The 14,910-nt window shown below is 65.0% G+C and carries 10 protein-coding genes; 4 read left to right on the top strand and 6 right to left on the bottom strand.

All coding sequences use genetic code 11. The features are described 5' to 3' along the window. Window positions 1-2 precede the first annotated feature (2 nt). Window positions 3-788 (top strand): sulfite exporter TauE/SafE family protein, encoded by a 786-nt coding sequence (locus METLW4_RS0109325; protein WP_018265942.1) that lies wholly within the window; start codon window positions 3-5, stop codon window positions 786-788. On the opposite strand, the gene METLW4_RS0109320 is transcribed toward METLW4_RS0109325, so the two are convergent. From METLW4_RS0109320 to ribA, 4 genes are all read right to left on the bottom strand, one after another. Next, on the bottom strand, window positions 785-3,994 hold the full coding sequence (locus METLW4_RS0109320) for an efflux RND transporter permease subunit (RefSeq protein ID WP_018265941.1): 3,210 nt from the start codon (window positions 3,992-3,994) through the stop codon (window positions 785-787). The genes METLW4_RS0109325 and METLW4_RS0109320 overlap by 4 nt on opposite strands. Continuing rightward, the gene (locus METLW4_RS0109315) at window positions 3,991-7,089 is read right to left on the bottom strand and encodes an efflux RND transporter permease subunit (RefSeq protein ID WP_018265940.1); all 3,099 of its coding nucleotides are present in this window, start codon (window positions 7,087-7,089) and stop codon (window positions 3,991-3,993) included. Before METLW4_RS0109315 ends, METLW4_RS0109320 begins: the two co-directional genes overlap by 4 nt. A 10-nt stretch (window positions 7,090-7,099) precedes the next feature. After that, window positions 7,100-8,353: an efflux RND transporter periplasmic adaptor subunit gene (locus tag METLW4_RS0109310; RefSeq protein ID WP_018265939.1), complete on the bottom strand. Its 1,254-nt coding sequence runs from the start codon at window positions 8,351-8,353 to the stop codon at window positions 7,100-7,102. A 142-nt stretch (window positions 8,354-8,495) separates the two neighbouring features. Continuing rightward, on the bottom strand, window positions 8,496-9,575 hold the full coding sequence (gene ribA, locus METLW4_RS0109305; RefSeq protein ID WP_026191385.1) for a GTP cyclohydrolase II RibA: 1,080 nt from the start codon (window positions 9,573-9,575) through the stop codon (window positions 8,496-8,498). Window positions 9,576-9,951: 376 nt separating this feature from the next. Between ribA and METLW4_RS0109295 the strand changes: the two genes are divergently transcribed. The 3 genes from METLW4_RS0109295 (at window position 9,952) to METLW4_RS0109285 (ending at window position 13,239) form a co-directional block, all read left to right on the top strand. Continuing rightward, on the top strand, window positions 9,952-11,307 hold the full coding sequence (locus METLW4_RS0109295) for an aryl-sulfate sulfotransferase (protein ID WP_018265935.1): 1,356 nt from the start codon (window positions 9,952-9,954) through the stop codon (window positions 11,305-11,307). Window positions 11,308-11,333: 26 nt separating this feature from the next. Beyond that, window positions 11,334-11,648, top strand: a complete 315-nt coding sequence (locus tag METLW4_RS0109290) for an acylphosphatase (protein ID WP_026191383.1) — start codon at window positions 11,334-11,336, stop codon at window positions 11,646-11,648. Window positions 11,649-11,766: 118 nt separating this feature from the next. After that, window positions 11,767-13,239: an MBL fold metallo-hydrolase gene (locus METLW4_RS0109285; protein WP_018265933.1), complete on the top strand. Its 1,473-nt coding sequence runs from the start codon at window positions 11,767-11,769 to the stop codon at window positions 13,237-13,239. A gap of 101 nt (window positions 13,240-13,340) precedes the next feature. Here the strand turns inward: METLW4_RS0109285 and METLW4_RS0109280 are convergent, their stop codons facing one another. Together METLW4_RS0109280 and METLW4_RS24515 are read right to left on the bottom strand one after the other, a co-directional pair. Beyond that, window positions 13,341-13,661: a hypothetical protein gene (locus METLW4_RS0109280; RefSeq protein ID WP_018265932.1), complete on the bottom strand. Its 321-nt coding sequence runs from the start codon at window positions 13,659-13,661 to the stop codon at window positions 13,341-13,343. A 272-nt stretch (window positions 13,662-13,933) separates the two neighbouring features. Then, on the bottom strand, window positions 13,934-14,818 hold the full coding sequence (locus tag METLW4_RS24515) for a LysR family transcriptional regulator (protein WP_018265931.1): 885 nt from the start codon (window positions 14,816-14,818) through the stop codon (window positions 13,934-13,936). Window positions 14,819-14,910: the final 92 nt, after the last annotated feature.

The raw sequence follows: 14,910 nt of genomic DNA, 5'->3' as shown, positions 1-14,910 counted from the left end.
GGGTGCATCTCGAGCTCGTTCAATATCTCATCGGCGCCGGATGCGGCGCGGCCATCGGCTTCACGCTCGGACTCATCGGCGGCGGCGGCTCGGTGCTCGCCGTGCCGCTGCTGGTCTATGTCGTCGGCATGAAGGATCCGCATGTCGCCATCGGCACCAGCGCATTCGCTGTCGCCGTCAATGCGGCCTTCAGCCTGTGGAGCCATGCGCGCAACGGCTCTGTTAAATGGCGCTGCGGCGGCATATACGCCGCCGCCGGAATGTTGGGGGCCGTCGTCGGCTCGACGATCGGTAAGAGCTTCGACGGACAGCGCCTGCTGTTTCTCTTTGCGCTAGCGATGATCATGACCGGCGTGATGATGCTCCGCGGTCGCCGCGCCGCAGGCGACGCAACTGTCGAATGCACGCTGGACCGTGCGCCGCGCGTCGCCTCCTTCGGACTCGTCACCGGGCTGTTCTCGGGCTTTTTCGGCATAGGCGGCGGCGTGCTCGTCGTGCCGGGCCTCGTCGGCTCGACGGGAATGCCGATGATCAACGCCGTCGGCACGTCGCTCGTCGCCGTCACCGTTTTCGGCATGACGACGGCGGCGACCTATGCGTTCTCCGGCCTCATCGATTGGCTGCTCGCCATCGTCATCATCTGCAGCGGCGCGATGGGAACGCTGATGGGCGCGGCATTGGCGCGGTGCCTCTCCAAGAACACCGGACAGCTCACCATCGCCTTCGCGATCGTCGTTTTCGCCGTCGCCGCCTACACGCTGTTCAACTCGCAGATCATGACGCGCTAGCCACGGCGTAGCGCCGGGACAGGCGCATCGCTCGCGCGCCTTCTGCGAAAGGCGCTCCAGAACGACGCCCCTGCGTTGATGCGGGACCGCAGCGTGTCTATGTAGAGGAACACCACCGGCGTCGTGTAGAGCGTCAACACCTGGCTCACCAGCAGGCCGCCGACGATGGCGATGCCGAGCGGGCGACGCATCTCCGCGCCTTCGCCCGTGCCGAGCGCCAGCGGCAGCGCGCCGAACAAGGCGACGAGCGTGGTGATGAGAATGGGACGGAAGCGCGCGACGCAGGCCTCGCGGATCGCTTCCCTGGACGAGAGCCCGCGCCGCGTCGCCTCGAGCGCGAAATCGACGAGAATAATGGCGTTTTTCTTCACGACGCCGATGAGCAGCAGCACGCCGATCATGGCGATGATGCTGAGCTCTGCGCCGCAGCCGAGCAGGGCGAGAAAGGCGCCGACGCCGGCCGAGGGCAGAGTGGACAATATGGTCAGTGGATGCAGGAAGCTCTCATAGAGAATGCCGAGCACGATATAGACCGCCGCCAACGCCGCGGCGATCATGATCGGCTGATTGGCGAGCGCTTCCTGATAGCCGGCGGCGGTTCCGGCGAAGACGCCCTGCAGCGTCGCCGGCGCGCCGGCTTTCGCCATTGCGTCCTTGATCGCCTCGGCGGCGTCGCGCAGCGATTTTCCCGGCGCCAGATTGAAGGAGATGGTGATCGCGGCGAAATGGCCCTGATGATTGACCTGCAGCGGCGTCACCCCTTCCGCGAATTGCGAGAAGGAAGAGAAGGGCACCATGGGCTGCGTCGCCACATTCACCGCGCTGCCCGGGCTGCCGAGATCGCGCGCCGAGAATACGCGGCTCGCCGCGCGCGGATTGGCGCCGATATAGAGATTGTCGAGCGCCGCCAGAGTGTCGCGAAACTGCGGCGCCGATTCCATCACCACATGATATTGATTGAGCGGCTCGAAGATGGTCGACACCTGCCGCTGGCCGAAGGCGTCGTAGAGCGTGTTGTCGACGGCGCTCGTCGTGAGGCCGAGGCGCGCCGCCTTGGCGCGATCGATCATCACATCGCTGCGCAGGCCTTTGTCCTGCTGATCCGAGCTGACGTCGAGCAGCGCGCCGCCGCGCCGGAGAATCTCGACGATGCGCGGCGCATAGAGGCGCAGATCGTCGAGCTCGTCGGCGAGCAGCGTATATTGGAACATTGCGTTGCTGGGCCTGCCGCCCATGCGTATGTCCTGCGCGGATTGCAAGAACATGCTCGCCCCGCTGATGCGCGCGAGCTTGGGCCGCAGCCGCGCCATGATCGCATCGGCGGAGACCTTGCGCTCGGCGAGCGGCTTCAAGGTGACGAGCAATTCGGCGACATTGATCGCGCCGCCGGGGCTGAAGCCGCCGCCTATGCTGCCGGTCGCCGAGGATATGCCGGGATCGGAGGTGAGGATGGCGACGAATTGCTCGAGCTTTTCCTTCATCACTGGGAAGGAGACGCTCTGATCGGCGACGATCGCGCCGCGCATGCGTCCCGAATCCTGAATCGGGAAGAAGCCCTTCGGCACGCAATCGAAGAGATAGAAATTGAGCGCCATGGTTGCGAGCAGCACGGCGAGCGTCACGCGCGGAAAGCGCAGGGCGACATCCAGCGTGCGCACATAGGAGCGATGCAGCGTCGCAAAGGCGCTTTCGCTCCAGCGCAGCAGGAAGAAGCGCGGCGGGCCGGCGTGATCGCGCAGCACGCGCGAGCACAGCATGGGCGTCGCCGTCAGCGAGAGGATGAGCGATACGAGAATGGCCACCGACAAGGTCATGGCGAATTCGCGCATCAGCCGGCCGACGATGCCGCCCATGAACAGAATGGGCAGAAACACGGCGAGCAGAGACAGGCTCATGGAGACGAGCGTCGGAACCACCTCGCGCGCGCCCTCGAGCGCGGCCGCGCGCGCCGGCTGGCCCGCCTCTATGCGGCGCATGACATTCTCGACGACGACGATGGCGTCGTCGACGATGAATCCCGTCGCGATGGTGAGCGCCATCAGCGAGAGATTGTTGAGGCTGTAGTCGAGAAGATACATCGCGCCGAAGGCGCCGATCAGCGACACGGGCACGCAGACGCTGGGCGCGATTGTGGCGCGAGCGTTCTTCAGCGACAGATAGACGATGAAGATGGCGAGAAATATGGTCACGATCAGCGTCAGGCCGATCTCGTGCAGCGAGGTGCGGATGGTCAGCGTGCGATCCTGCACGAGGCTCATCTCGACATCGGCGGGGAGCGCTGCGGCGAGCGGCGGCATCAGCCCCTTGATGTGATCGAGCACCTCCACGAAATTGGCGCCGGGCTGACGGAAAATCTGCACCTGCACGGCGGTGCGGCCATTGCTCATGCCGAAATTGCGAAGATCCTCCACCGAATCCTCGACCGCCGCTATGTCGCGCAGCCGCACCGTCGCGCCATTGCGATAGGCGACGACGAGGCCCTCATAATCGGCGGCGCGGCGCGATTGGTCATTGGCGTAGAGGGTGAGGCGGCCGTCGCCTTCCTCTATCGCGCCTTTGGGACTGTTGTAATTGGCGGAGGCGAGCGCCGCGCGCACGTCCTCGAGCGAGACGCCATGCTCGAACAGCGCCGGCGGATTGAGCTCCACCCGCACCGCGGGCAGAGAGGAGCCGCCGACCGTCACCTGGCCGACGCCGTCGAGCTGCGCGAATTTCTGCTGCAGCACATTGGCGGCGATCTCATAGAGCTGGCCGGAGCTCATCCGCTCCGAGAAGAGCGCGATGATCGCCACCGGCACTTCCGAGGGATTGGAGGTGCGGAAGGTCGGATTATTGCGCAAGGTCGCCGGCAGATCGGCGCGCGCCGCGGCGATCGCCGCCTGAATGTCGCGCTGCGCGCCGTCGATGTTGCGGTCGAGATCGAATTGCAGCGAGATGCGCGTCGAGCCGAGCGAGCTCGAGGAGGTCATCTCGGTGACGCCGGCGATTTGGCCGAGCTTCTTCTCCAGCGGCGTCGCCACCGAGGCGGCCATCGTCTCGGGACTGGCTCCGGGCATGGAGGCGGAAACGGAGATGACCGGAAAATCGATATTGGGGACCGGCGCCGTCGGCAGCAGGAAGAATGCGGAAACGCCGGCCAGCACCACGCCGAGCATCAGCAGGCTGGTCGCGACCGGCCGAGCGATCGCAGCCGCGGCGAGATTCATGCCGCCTCCCGCGCGGGGACGGGGGCCGGACGCGGCCGCAGAGATTTCGCCCAGAAGTCGAAGGCGAGATAGATCACCGGCGTCGTGTAGAGCGTGAGAATCTGGCTGAAGATCAGCCCGCCGACGATGGCGACGCCGAGCGGCTGCCGCAGCTCCGCGCCTTCGCCGGAGCCGAGCATCAAGGGCAGGGCGCCGAGCAGCGCCGCCATGGTCGTCATCAATATGGGGCGAAAGCGCAATATGCAGGCCTTGTAGATGGCCTCGCGCGGCGCGAGCCCGTCGTCGCGCTCCGCCTGCAGCGCGAAGTCGATCATCATGATGGCGTTCTTCTTGACGATGCCGATGAGCAGTATGACGCCGATGACGCCGATGACGGAGAAATCATCGCCCGCGAGCATCAAGGCGAGCAGCGCGCCAATGCCGGCGGAGGGCAGGGTCGAGAGGATCGTGATCGGATGAATATAGCTCTCATAGAGCACGCCGAGCACGATATAGACGGTGACGATGGCCGCGAGGATCAGCAGCAGCGTGCTCACCGATGATGCGTTGAAAGCCTGGGTCGCGCCCTGGAACACGGTGATGACGCTGGCCGGCGTCTGAATTTCCGTCTGAGCGAGAGAGAGAGCCTCCATCGCCGCGCCGAGCGAGGCGCCGGGCGCGAGATTGAAGGAGATCGTCGTCGAGGGGAATTGCGCGAGATGATCGATCGAAAGCGGAGCGGTGATCTCTTTTATCTTCACGATGGAGGCGAGCGGCGTCTCCTGTCCGCCATTGGCGGGAATGCGCAGGCCGGCGAGCGTGTCGAGGCCGGATGTCGCACGCTTCGCCGTCTCCAAGATCACGCGATATTGATTGGTCTGCGTGAACAGTGTCGAGACGATGCGCTGGCCGAAAGCGTCGTAGAGAATATTGTCGATCGTCGCGACGGAAATGCCGTAGCGCGCGGCGGCGTCGCGGTCGATCTCGACAAAGAGCGCGCGGCCGCCGTCCTGCGCGCTCGAGGAGACGTCGCGAAATTGCGGCAGCAGGGATAGCTTGTCGACAAGACGGCGGGAATAGTCGGAGAGCTCGGCCGGATTGGCGTCCTGCAGAGCGAAATGATATTCGCCGCGCGAGACGCCGGCGTCGATGGAGAGATCTTGCGCCGGCTGCAGGAAGAGTGAGCCGATGGCGTGGGTGCGCGCGGCGTCCTGCAGACGGCGCGTGACGGCGGAAATGGATCCGCGCTCGGATTTCGGCTTCAGCTCGATCAGCAGGCGGGCGCTGTTGAGCGTGCGATTGACGCCGTCCACGCCGAGATAGGAGGAGACGCGCGAAACGGCGGGATCGGCGAGCAGAAGCTCGACGAGATCGAGCTGCTTGCGCGTCATCGCCTCATAGTTCAGCGATTGTCCGCCTTCGAAAAATCCTTGCACCAGTCCCGTGTCCTGCACCGGAAAGAAGCCCTTGCCGATGGCGGCGTAGAGCGCGCCGGTGAGCGCGAGCGTGGCGACGAAGCTGACGAGCGTCGCGCGTGAATGGGCGAGCACGAAGCGCAAGGTCGCGCCATAGCCGTCGATCAGCCGATCGAACCAGCCGCCGGCCGAAGGACCGTCGTGCGAATGCAGGTCATTGGCGCGCAGCAGCTTGGCGCTGAGCATGGGCGCGAGCGTCAGCGACACCACCGCCGAGATCACTATGGTGACGGCGAGCGTCACCGCGAATTCGCGGAACAGGCGGCCGACGACATCGCTCATGAACAGCAAAGGGATGAGCACGGCGATGAGCGAGATCGTCAGCGAGACGATGGTGAAGCCGATCTCGCGCGCGCCGATGAGCGCGGCGGACAGCGGCGTCTCGCCCTTCTCTATGTAGCGAGAGATGTTCTCGATCATCACAATGGCGTCGTCCACGACGAAGCCCGTCGCGATGGTGAGCGCCATCAGCGTGAGATTATTGAGGCTGTAGCCGAGCAGATACATGGCCGCTAGCGCGCCGATGAGCGACAAAGGCACGGCGACGCTCGGAATGATCGTGGCGCGCGGGCTGCGCAGAAAGAGAAAGATGACCGCGACGACGAGCGCGATGGAAAAGAGCAGCTCGATCTCCACATCATGGATGGAGGCGCGGATCGCCGTGGTGCGGTCGCTGAGCACGGCGAGATCGATTGCTGCGGGCAGCGAGGCGGAGAGCGCCGGCAGCAGCGTCTTGATCTGATCGACGACGGCGATGACATTGGCGCCGGGCTGGCGCTGCACATTGACGATGATCGCCGGCTCGAGATCGGTCCAGGCGCCGAGCTCGCGATTCTCCGCGCCCGGCGTCACCTCGGCGACGTCGGCGAGCCGCACCGGTCCGCCATTGCGATAGGCGACGACGAGGCCTTCATAATCCTTGGCGTTGCGGATCTGGTCATTGGCGTCGATCGCGAATTGCTGCGTGCGGCCGTCGATATTGCCCTTGGGAAGATTGACATTGGCGTTGGAGATGACGGAGCGCAAATCTTCGAGCGACAAGGCGTGGGCCGCGAGCTTCGACGGATTGGCGCGCACCACCACCGCCGGGCGATTGCCGCCGGAGACGCTGACGAGGCCGACGCCGGAGAGCTGCGATATCTTTTGCGCGATGCGGCTGTCGGCGAGATCCTGCACCTCGGTCAGCGGCAGCGTCTTGGAGCGCAGCGCGAGGGTGAGAACCGGCGCGTCGGCCGGATTGATCTTGGCGTAGATCGGCGGCGCCGGCAGGTCGGTCGGCAGAAAGCTCTGCGCGGCGTTGATCGCCGCCTGCACCTGCTGCTCGGCGAAATCCAGCGAGAGCTTCAAATTGAATTGCAGCGTGATGATCGAGGCGCCGCCGGAGCTCGTCGAGGCGATCTGCGTGAGGCCGGGCATTTGCCCGAGCTGGCGCTCGAGCGGCGCGGTGATGGTCGCCGCCATCACCTCCGGGCTGGCGCCGGGATAGAAGGTGCGCACCTCTATCGTCGGATAGTCGATCTGCGGCAGCGCCGAGACGGGCAGGAGCCGAAAGCCGATCGCGCCGGCGAGGAAGATCGCCGCCATCAGCAGAGTGGTGGCGACGGGACGCTCGATGAAGGGGCGGGAAATATCGACGCTCATTGGCGGGCGCTCACGGCGCGGGGGCTTTTTCTGGACGACGTCCCTCGGCTGGCGGGGATTTCTTCTCCGCGCCCGGCCCGGCGGCGAGCGTCGCCTTGGCGCCGTCGCGCAGCTTGTCCACGCCTTCCACCACCACGCGCTGGCCGGGCGTGAGGCCGCCTTCGATCACCGCGCGCTCGCCGTCGCTGGGGCCGATCCGCACCGGCTTCACGGCGACCTTGTCGTCGTTCTCCAGCACATAGACGAAAGGCCCTTTGGCGCCGCGCTGAATCGCGGGCGCCGGGGCGAGCGTGACATTGAGCAGCGTCTCCACCGTCAATTCGGCGTTGACGAATTGATTTGGGTAGAGCTTCTCGTCCTCATTGGAGAATTCGGCGCGCAGCTTCACCGTGCCGGAGGTCGCGTCGATCTGATTGTCGATCGCATAGAGAACGCCATGCGCGAGCGCCTGCGAATGCTCGTGGTCATAGGCGACGACGGCCAGCGCCTCGCCGGAGCGAAAACGCTTCAGCACGCTCTGCAGCCTCACCTCCGGCAGAGTGAAGATCACCGTGATCGGCGAGAGCCGCGTCACCACCGCTATGCCGTTCTGATCATTGGTCTGAACGATATTGCCCGGGTCGACGAGGCGCAGGCCGATGCGGCCGTCGATCGGCGCGGCGATATCGGCGTAGCTGAGATTCAATTTCGCCTGTCCGACCTGCGCGCGGTCCATCTCGACGGCGGCGCGATATTGGCCGATGAGCGCGCGCTGCGTGTCGAGCTGCTGGCCGGAGACGCTGTCCTTCACCTTCGTGCGCAGCAGCTCGTAGCGGGCGAGATCGCGCTCGGCGTTCTGCAGCAGCGCCTCGTCCTTCTGCAGCTGGGCCTGCGCCTGCGCCACGGCGAGATCGAAAGGCCGTGGGTCTATGCGCGCGAGAATGTCGCCGGCCTTGACGATCTGGCCCTCCTTGTAGCGCACCTCCACCAGCGGGCCGGACACCTGCGCTTTCACCACCGATGTCGCGGAGGCGGTCACTGTGCCGAGCCCGGAGAAGACGACCGGAAAGTCCCCGCGCGTGATTTCGGCGACCGCGACGGCGACGGCGGGGCCGCGGCCGGGCGTGGGAGCCGCAGGCGTTTCGGCGGCCCAATAGCGCCACGCGCCGAGCGCGACCGCGCCGACGAGGCCAGCGGCGATCCAGCGGGTGGCGTTCCGACGCGGCAGGAAGCGTCTCGCCGCTCCGATGAAAGGAGGGGCGGCTTCGGTCAGATCGGAACTCATTTCGTCGAAACTCCGCGAGAATCGCATTGTGCGTCGGCGCGCACGCCATCGTGACCGCCGCCGCGCCGACGGTTCTTGGATAAGGATATATTGAATATAGGAATAATCAACATATTCGGAGGCGCGCTCCCGGCCTTTTGCGTCAGGCGGGGGCGCGGTCGAGGTCGATGAGATGTCCCGCCTTGTCGCGCTTGGCGGCCAAATAGCGGACATTATGGGTGTTTCGGCGCCCCATTATGCGCTGGTCGGCGACCACCTCGAGACCGCCCTGCGTGAGCGCGTCGATCTTCTCGGGATTATTGGTGAGCACCTGCACGCGGCGCGCGCCGAGCAGCTTCAGCATTTCGGCGGCGAAGGAGAAGCGGCGCTGGTCATTGTCGAATCCCAGCGTCTCGTCGGCGTCGTAGGTGTCGAAGCCGCGCGCCTGGAGGTCATAGGCGCGAATCTTGTTGGCGAGCCCGTTGCCGCGGCCCTCCTGATCGAGATAGAGCAGCACGCCGCCGCCATTCTCCGCCATGAAGCGCGCCGTATAGCGCAATTGATCGCCGCAATCGCATTTGAGGCTGCCGAAGAGATCGCCGGTGAGGCAGGCCGAATGCAGGCGCACATTCACGGGCCGCGCGAAATTCGGCGCGCCGATGACGATCGCCACCTGATCGCGTAATCCTTCGCCGCCGCGAAAGACGACGAATTCGCTGTCCGGCGCGCCCTCCAGCGGCACGCGCGCGCGAGAGACGATGCGCAGCGCCGCGAGGCGGGCGGGGCGATAGGCGACGACATTGGCGCGGGCGGCCTCGAGCGGGCGCGCGAAAACGGCCTCGGCGCCCGACGCGCCGGCGATGATCGCCGCGGGAAGCACTTGCGCGAGGCGCATCAGTTCCAAAGCGCATTCCTCGAGCGCGGAGAGCGCGGCGGCGGGCGCGTCGAGCCGCGCGTCGGAATCGAATGCCAGCGCATGCGCCCGGGCGGCGTCCAGCGCGGGCATGGCGACGGCGCCGGCCTCGCGACGCTGCGCGCCGAGGCGGCGCAAGCGCGGCCCAGAGAGGGCAAGGCGCGCGTCGGCGCGGCCGAGACGTTCGAAGCTCTCGCAATAGAAGGAGTCGAGCGCCTCGGCGGCGAGAGCGAGGATGCGCTCTCCATTCTCATGCAGAATGATCGGCCGTCCGGCGCGGATTTCGGCGATGGCGCGCTCGACTTCGATTTCCCCCGGGGCGTCGCGCAAACCCGGTCGCGAGGATGAGATTGTCACAATGCCTCCGGCGATTTTTACATAAGCTCGACAGATATAGTTTTTCTTGTCCATCCAACAAGCGCAAATTTTCGAGCGGAAGGGCGCGGGCGCGCCTTTCGTCGGAGACGCGCGCGAGCGGACCGCATATGCGGAAAAACAATATCGAAAGCGATCTTTCCGCGAGGCGCCGAGTCTCTCGTGACGAGGCGCGATGCAAATTCCTTCTTATGTGCAGAACTCGAGCGTTTTGCTATTTATCATAGCTGATAAGTGTGAATATAATGGCGGCATCGCAGCAAGACGGGAGCGTCCGATGGCCCGCGGCAGGCATCGCTTTTCGATCGAAACCCTTTTCAGAGCGTGGTTTTTGCGCAGCGCTTGCGTGGGCGTTCTCGCGGCGGCGGCGGCCGGGGCCTCGGCGGAGCCCAGCGTCTATCCGACGGGCGCCACTATCTACGATCCTGCGCGCGCCTATAATTCTTATGTTCTCTTCGCCGGCGGAGACGATGTGACGAGGCTCGTCGATCTCACCGGCAAGGTCGTGCGCGAGTGGAAATATACGGGCCAGCCCGTCTCCTTCATCGATCCGGCGCTCGTCGACGGCGCGCGCGGGCATATCTTCGTCACGCTCGAGAGCGAAGAGGGCAGGGGAACCGATCTCACGCCCGGCCGCGCGCAGACGCGCGTGCGCAAGACGGTCGGCGAGGTCGATTGGGACGGCAAGCCCGTGTGGAGCTTCGGCTCCGCGGCGCCGGGCGGCGTCGCGCGGCAGCATCACGACATAACGCGCCTGCCCAATGGCAACACGCTGCTGCTCGCCAATATCTCCTATCCGCTTCCCGGCTTCGCCGCGCCGCAAGTTCTGGACGATGTCGCCTATGAGGCGAATCCCGACGGCGATATCGTGTGGACCTGGGCGGCGTCGGATCATCTCGACGAGATCGGCTTCACCGCCGATGAGCTGAAGCTGATAAAGAGCTCGAAGAATCCCGACTATCTCCATGTCAATGATCTGAAGCCCGTCGGCCCCAATCATTGGTATGACGAGGGCGATGCGCGCTTTGCGCCGGACAATCTCATCTTCGACTCGCGCAACGGCAATTTCATCGCCATCGTCGATCGCAAGACGCGCAAGATCGTCTGGACGCTGGGACCGCATTTCCCGCCGGTGTCGGAGGATGGAACGACGACATCGCGCAAGGTTCCGCGGCCCGTCGATCAAATCTCCGGCCAGCATGACGCGCAGATCATTCCCAAGGGCCTGCCCGGCGCCGGCAATCTTCTCGTCTTCGACAATCAGGGCGAGGCCGGCTATCCGCGCGCTTCCGTCACTGTTACGGGCGGCTCGCGCGTGCTGGAGATCGATCCGGTCACGAAGCAGATCGTCTGGCAATATACGGGCGCGAGCTCCGGCAACCCCGGCTGGACCTTCCGCAGCACGCATATCAGCAATGCGCGGCGTCTGCCCAATGGCAACACATTCATCGACGAAGGCCAGATCGGGCGCTTCTTCCAGGTGACGCCGGAGGGCGAGATCGTCTGGGAATATCTCAATCCCTATCCGCGGCGCGGCAAGGATGCCGAGAGCGGCCGCCCGACGCTCAACTACAGCGTCTATCGCGCGCAGCCAGTGCCCTATGACTGGGCGCCGGAGGGAACGCCGCATGCCGAGACGGCCATCGCGCCGCCGGAGAACGCAGGCTTTCGCGTGACGTCCAAATGAGACCGCACATCATCTGGGAGAATCCTGTGACGTCGCCGCAAAGCGAGAGGCGCATCGCCCGCATCATCGTCGAAGGGCATGTGCAAAATGTCGGCTATCGCGTTTTCGTGGCCCGCGAGGCCGGGCGGCTGCATCTCGCCGGCTGGGTCCGCAATCGCGCCGACGGCTCGGTGGAGACGCTGATCGCCGGCCATGCTGCGGTCGTCGACGAGTTTCTCGCTCTCGCGGCGAGAGGGCCGGCGACGGCGCGCATCGATTCCTATCGTGTCGACGAGGCCGACGCTCACGCGCTCGCGGAAGGCGGCGGCGAGAGCGGTTTCGTCGCCGCGCCGGCGGCCTGACGCCCCCTTCGGTCCGCCCGCCGAGAGTCCGCGAGCAGAAGACGCGGCCATTTCCCCCGCATCGGCGCGTCACGACGCGCTGATGAAAATCTGCGCCACCCGAAGAAGAGAGGTTCTCATGTCGATACGCAGTTTCAAGACGCTCGCCGGTTTAGGACTGACGGCGTCGGTCTTTGCGGGAGCGGCGCATGCCGCCTCGCTGCAGGAGGCGGCGACGCTCGCTTCCGCCGCCAGCGTCAAGACGCTGGAATTCGCCGGCGCCGGCCATTGGTATCAGTTCGGCCAGGCCCCGATTCCCGGCGGCGATTGGCCGAAGTTCGACGTCTCCGCCTTCAGCGCGGCGATCGACTTCGACAAGGCGGCCGAGCGCGTGCTCATCACCCGCTCGCAGACGCCCGACGGCCGCGCCCGCCCCGCGCCCGTCGAGCAGAAGCTCGAATGGTCCATCGTCGGCGACAAGGCGTGGAATGTCGCCCCGCCGCAGGGCGCGGCTCCGGGCGCCGCTCCGGTGGCGACGCCGGCTCCGGCGGCCGTCGACGAGCGCGTCGCGGAAATCTGGACGACGCCGCAAGGCTTCCTGAAAGCCGCTCTCGCCAATAATGCGAAATCGGAGACGGTCGGCTCCGGCGTCGAGGTCTCCTTCGCCATTGGCGCGCGCCGCTTCGTCGGCACGATCGGCGCCGATAATCACGTGTCGGCGATCAAGACCTGGATCGACACGCCGGTGCTGGGCGACACGCTGATCGAGACGCATTTCTCGGGCTATAAGGATTTCGGCGGGCTGCATTTCCCGGCCGAGATTCATCGTAGCGAAGGCGGCCACGAGATTCTGCATGTCGCCGTCGCCTCGGCCAAGGCCAATGGCGCGGTCGATATCGCGGTTCCCGCCAATGTCGCGAGCGCGCCCGCGCCCGTCGTCACCGTGGCGTCCGAGAAGCTCGCCGACGGCGTCTACTATCTCACCGGCGGCACGCATCACAGCCTCGCCGTGGAAGAGAAGGACCATGTCGTTCTGATCGAGGCGCCGCTGAGCGAGGAGCGCTCGATCGCGCTGATCCAGAAGATCGGCGAGATCATTCCCGGCAAGCCGGTGAAATATGTGGTCAACAGCCATGTGCATTTCGACCACTCGGGCGGTCTGCGCACTTTCGTTGACGCCGGCGCGACCATTGTGACGCAGGACATCAGCAAGGCCTATTACGAGAAGGCCTGGGCCGCGCCGCATACGCTGCGTCCCGATCGTCTCGCGGCCTCGAAGAAGGCGGCGAAGTTCGAGACCTATGAGCATAAGCACGCGCTCGGCGATCTGCATGCGGTCGAGATTCATCACATCGCCGGCAGCGGCCATTCGGATGATCTCGCGCTCGTCTATCTGCCGAAGGAGAAGCTGGTGATCGAGGCGGACGCCTATACGCCCGGCCCGGTCGGCGCGCCGGCGCCGGCGACGCCCAATCCCTTCTCGGTCAATCTCTACGAGAATATTCAGAAGCTCAATCTCGACGTCGAGCGCATCGCCGGCCTGCATGGCCGCGTCGCGACCATCGACGAGCTGCGTGCGGCGATCGGCCTGAAGAAAGCCGCCGCCAACTGAGAAAAGTGAGCCCCGGCGGCGCGCTGGCGCAGTCGGGGCTCGCGAATTGATCTCGAATCAGGAGGACGCCGGGCCCGACGGTCCGGCGTCTTTCGTTTGGTTCAGCCCATTCCGGCGGTCTTCAGCACCGTTCGCGCATCGACGAGGGCGGCTTCGACGCCTTCGTCCTTGTCGAGCGCATCGACGAGCTGCTTGAGGCAGTCGATCGCCGTCGGCTCGAAGAGCCGCTTGGTCGTCAGGCTCTGCTCGCGCGATTCTTCGACCGCGCGCAGGATCGCGCGGACATGGCGCAGCTTATCCGCCAGCGGCTCGCTGCTCGCGGGCTTGGCGGCGTTGCTTTCGGAAGGAGAAGGCAGTGATCGCCGGCGGGCGCGCTCCTGCTTCGGATCAAAATTGATCGAGGGATCTTCTTTCTTGCTCATCTTTCATTTCACTGTGTCATTTTGGCGCGGCGATCGAGAGCTCCACAACGCAAGACTCTCAATGGATTGAAGATACTCAATATTTTTACAGGGACAGAGAATTTGCCGTTTTCAAAATGAAACGCGCGCCCGATCCCGTTAACCTTAACGCAATCGGCATGCCTCCAAATCCCTCGAATGGAGGAGATTTCCAAAAAAACAGGTGAAATCAAAGACGAGCGGCGCCGCCTTTCGACTGCGTCGTTTTGCGACATTCGGGAATAGATTGCTATCTAAAGTTGTATATCTCGGCGCTTTCGCGGGGCGGCGGCTTTTCGATCGATCGCCTGCGACAGCTCGGCGAGCAGCTTGCGGTCTCCCGCCTTGCGCTCGATCTGGATGAAATCGACGGAGCCCAATGGCGGCAGGCGCTCATCCTCCTCGCAGGCGGCCAGTCCCAGCGGGATCAGCGTGCTGGCGTGCGCCATCATGCCGAGGCCTATGCCGGTCGCGGTGGCGAGCCCGTTGAGATCGCCGCTGGTGCAGGCGATGCGCCAGGGAACGGCGGCCTTCTCCAGCGCCGTCAGCGCCATGAAGCGCGTGATGCTCGGCGGCGGATAGAGGACGAGCTGCGCCTCGTCGTTGCGGAACACCGGCGCCTTTGTCGCCGCTGTCCAGACGATGCGGTCGCTGAAGACGAGCCGGCCCCGATCGCCGTCCGGCCATCTTTTGCACAGCACGAGATCGAGCCGGCCTTCGTCGAAGGCGGTCAGCAGATGATTGCTGAGCGCAATGGTGAAATCGAGATCGACGTCGGGATGCGCCTCCATGAAGGGCCGGATGATGTCGCCGAGCCAGCCGATGGCGAGATCCTCGCAAGCGCCGAAACGCAGCGCCCGTCGCTTGGACGATTGCCCGAAATGCCGCTTGGCGCGGGCGTTGGTCTCGAGAATGGAGCGGGCGAATTCCAGCATGGCGCGGCCATGCTCGGTCAGCGTGTTGGAGTGCGTGTCGCGCTCGAACAGCTTCCGCCCGGCGAATTGCTCGAGCCGCTTCACATGCTCGCTGACGCTCGATTGCGAGAGGCCGAGCTGACGTCCCGCCTCGGAGAAGCTCTTCACCTCGGTAATGGCGACGAAAGTGCGCAGATGGATCGGATCGAGCATTGGCGCGGCCATCGGAATTTTCGATAGCTGTTATCTAATCATCGGCCATTCCGATTTGCAACGCTTCCGCGGATAGTCGGTCTCATAGAAAAATATTCGCTTCG

This window comes from Methylosinus sp. LW4 (genome assembly GCF_000379125.1).
Taxonomy (GTDB): domain Bacteria; phylum Pseudomonadota; class Alphaproteobacteria; order Rhizobiales; family Beijerinckiaceae; genus Methylosinus.
Note: the sequence above shows the minus strand (reverse complement) of the source record. Positions and strands in the feature narration are given on the sequence as shown.

Excerpts from the sequence above, each read along its gene's own strand:
- METLW4_RS0109280 (WP_018265932.1), bottom strand. The coding sequence starts at position 13,661 with ATGAGCAAGAAAGAAGATCCCTCGATCAATTTTGATCCGAAGCAGGAG.
- METLW4_RS0109285 (WP_018265933.1), top strand. The coding sequence starts at position 11,767 with ATGTCGATACGCAGTTTCAAGACGCTCGCCGGTTTAGGACTGACGGCG.
- METLW4_RS24515 (WP_018265931.1), bottom strand. The coding sequence starts at position 14,818 with ATGGCCGCGCCAATGCTCGATCCGATCCATCTGCGCACTTTCGTCGCC.
- METLW4_RS0109310 (WP_018265939.1), bottom strand. The coding sequence starts at position 8,353 with ATGAGTTCCGATCTGACCGAAGCCGCCCCTCCTTTCATCGGAGCGGCG.
- METLW4_RS0109315 (WP_018265940.1), bottom strand. The coding sequence starts at position 7,089 with ATGAGCGTCGATATTTCCCGCCCCTTCATCGAGCGTCCCGTCGCCACC.
- METLW4_RS0109320 (WP_018265941.1), bottom strand. The coding sequence starts at position 3,994 with ATGAATCTCGCCGCGGCTGCGATCGCTCGGCCGGTCGCGACCAGCCTG.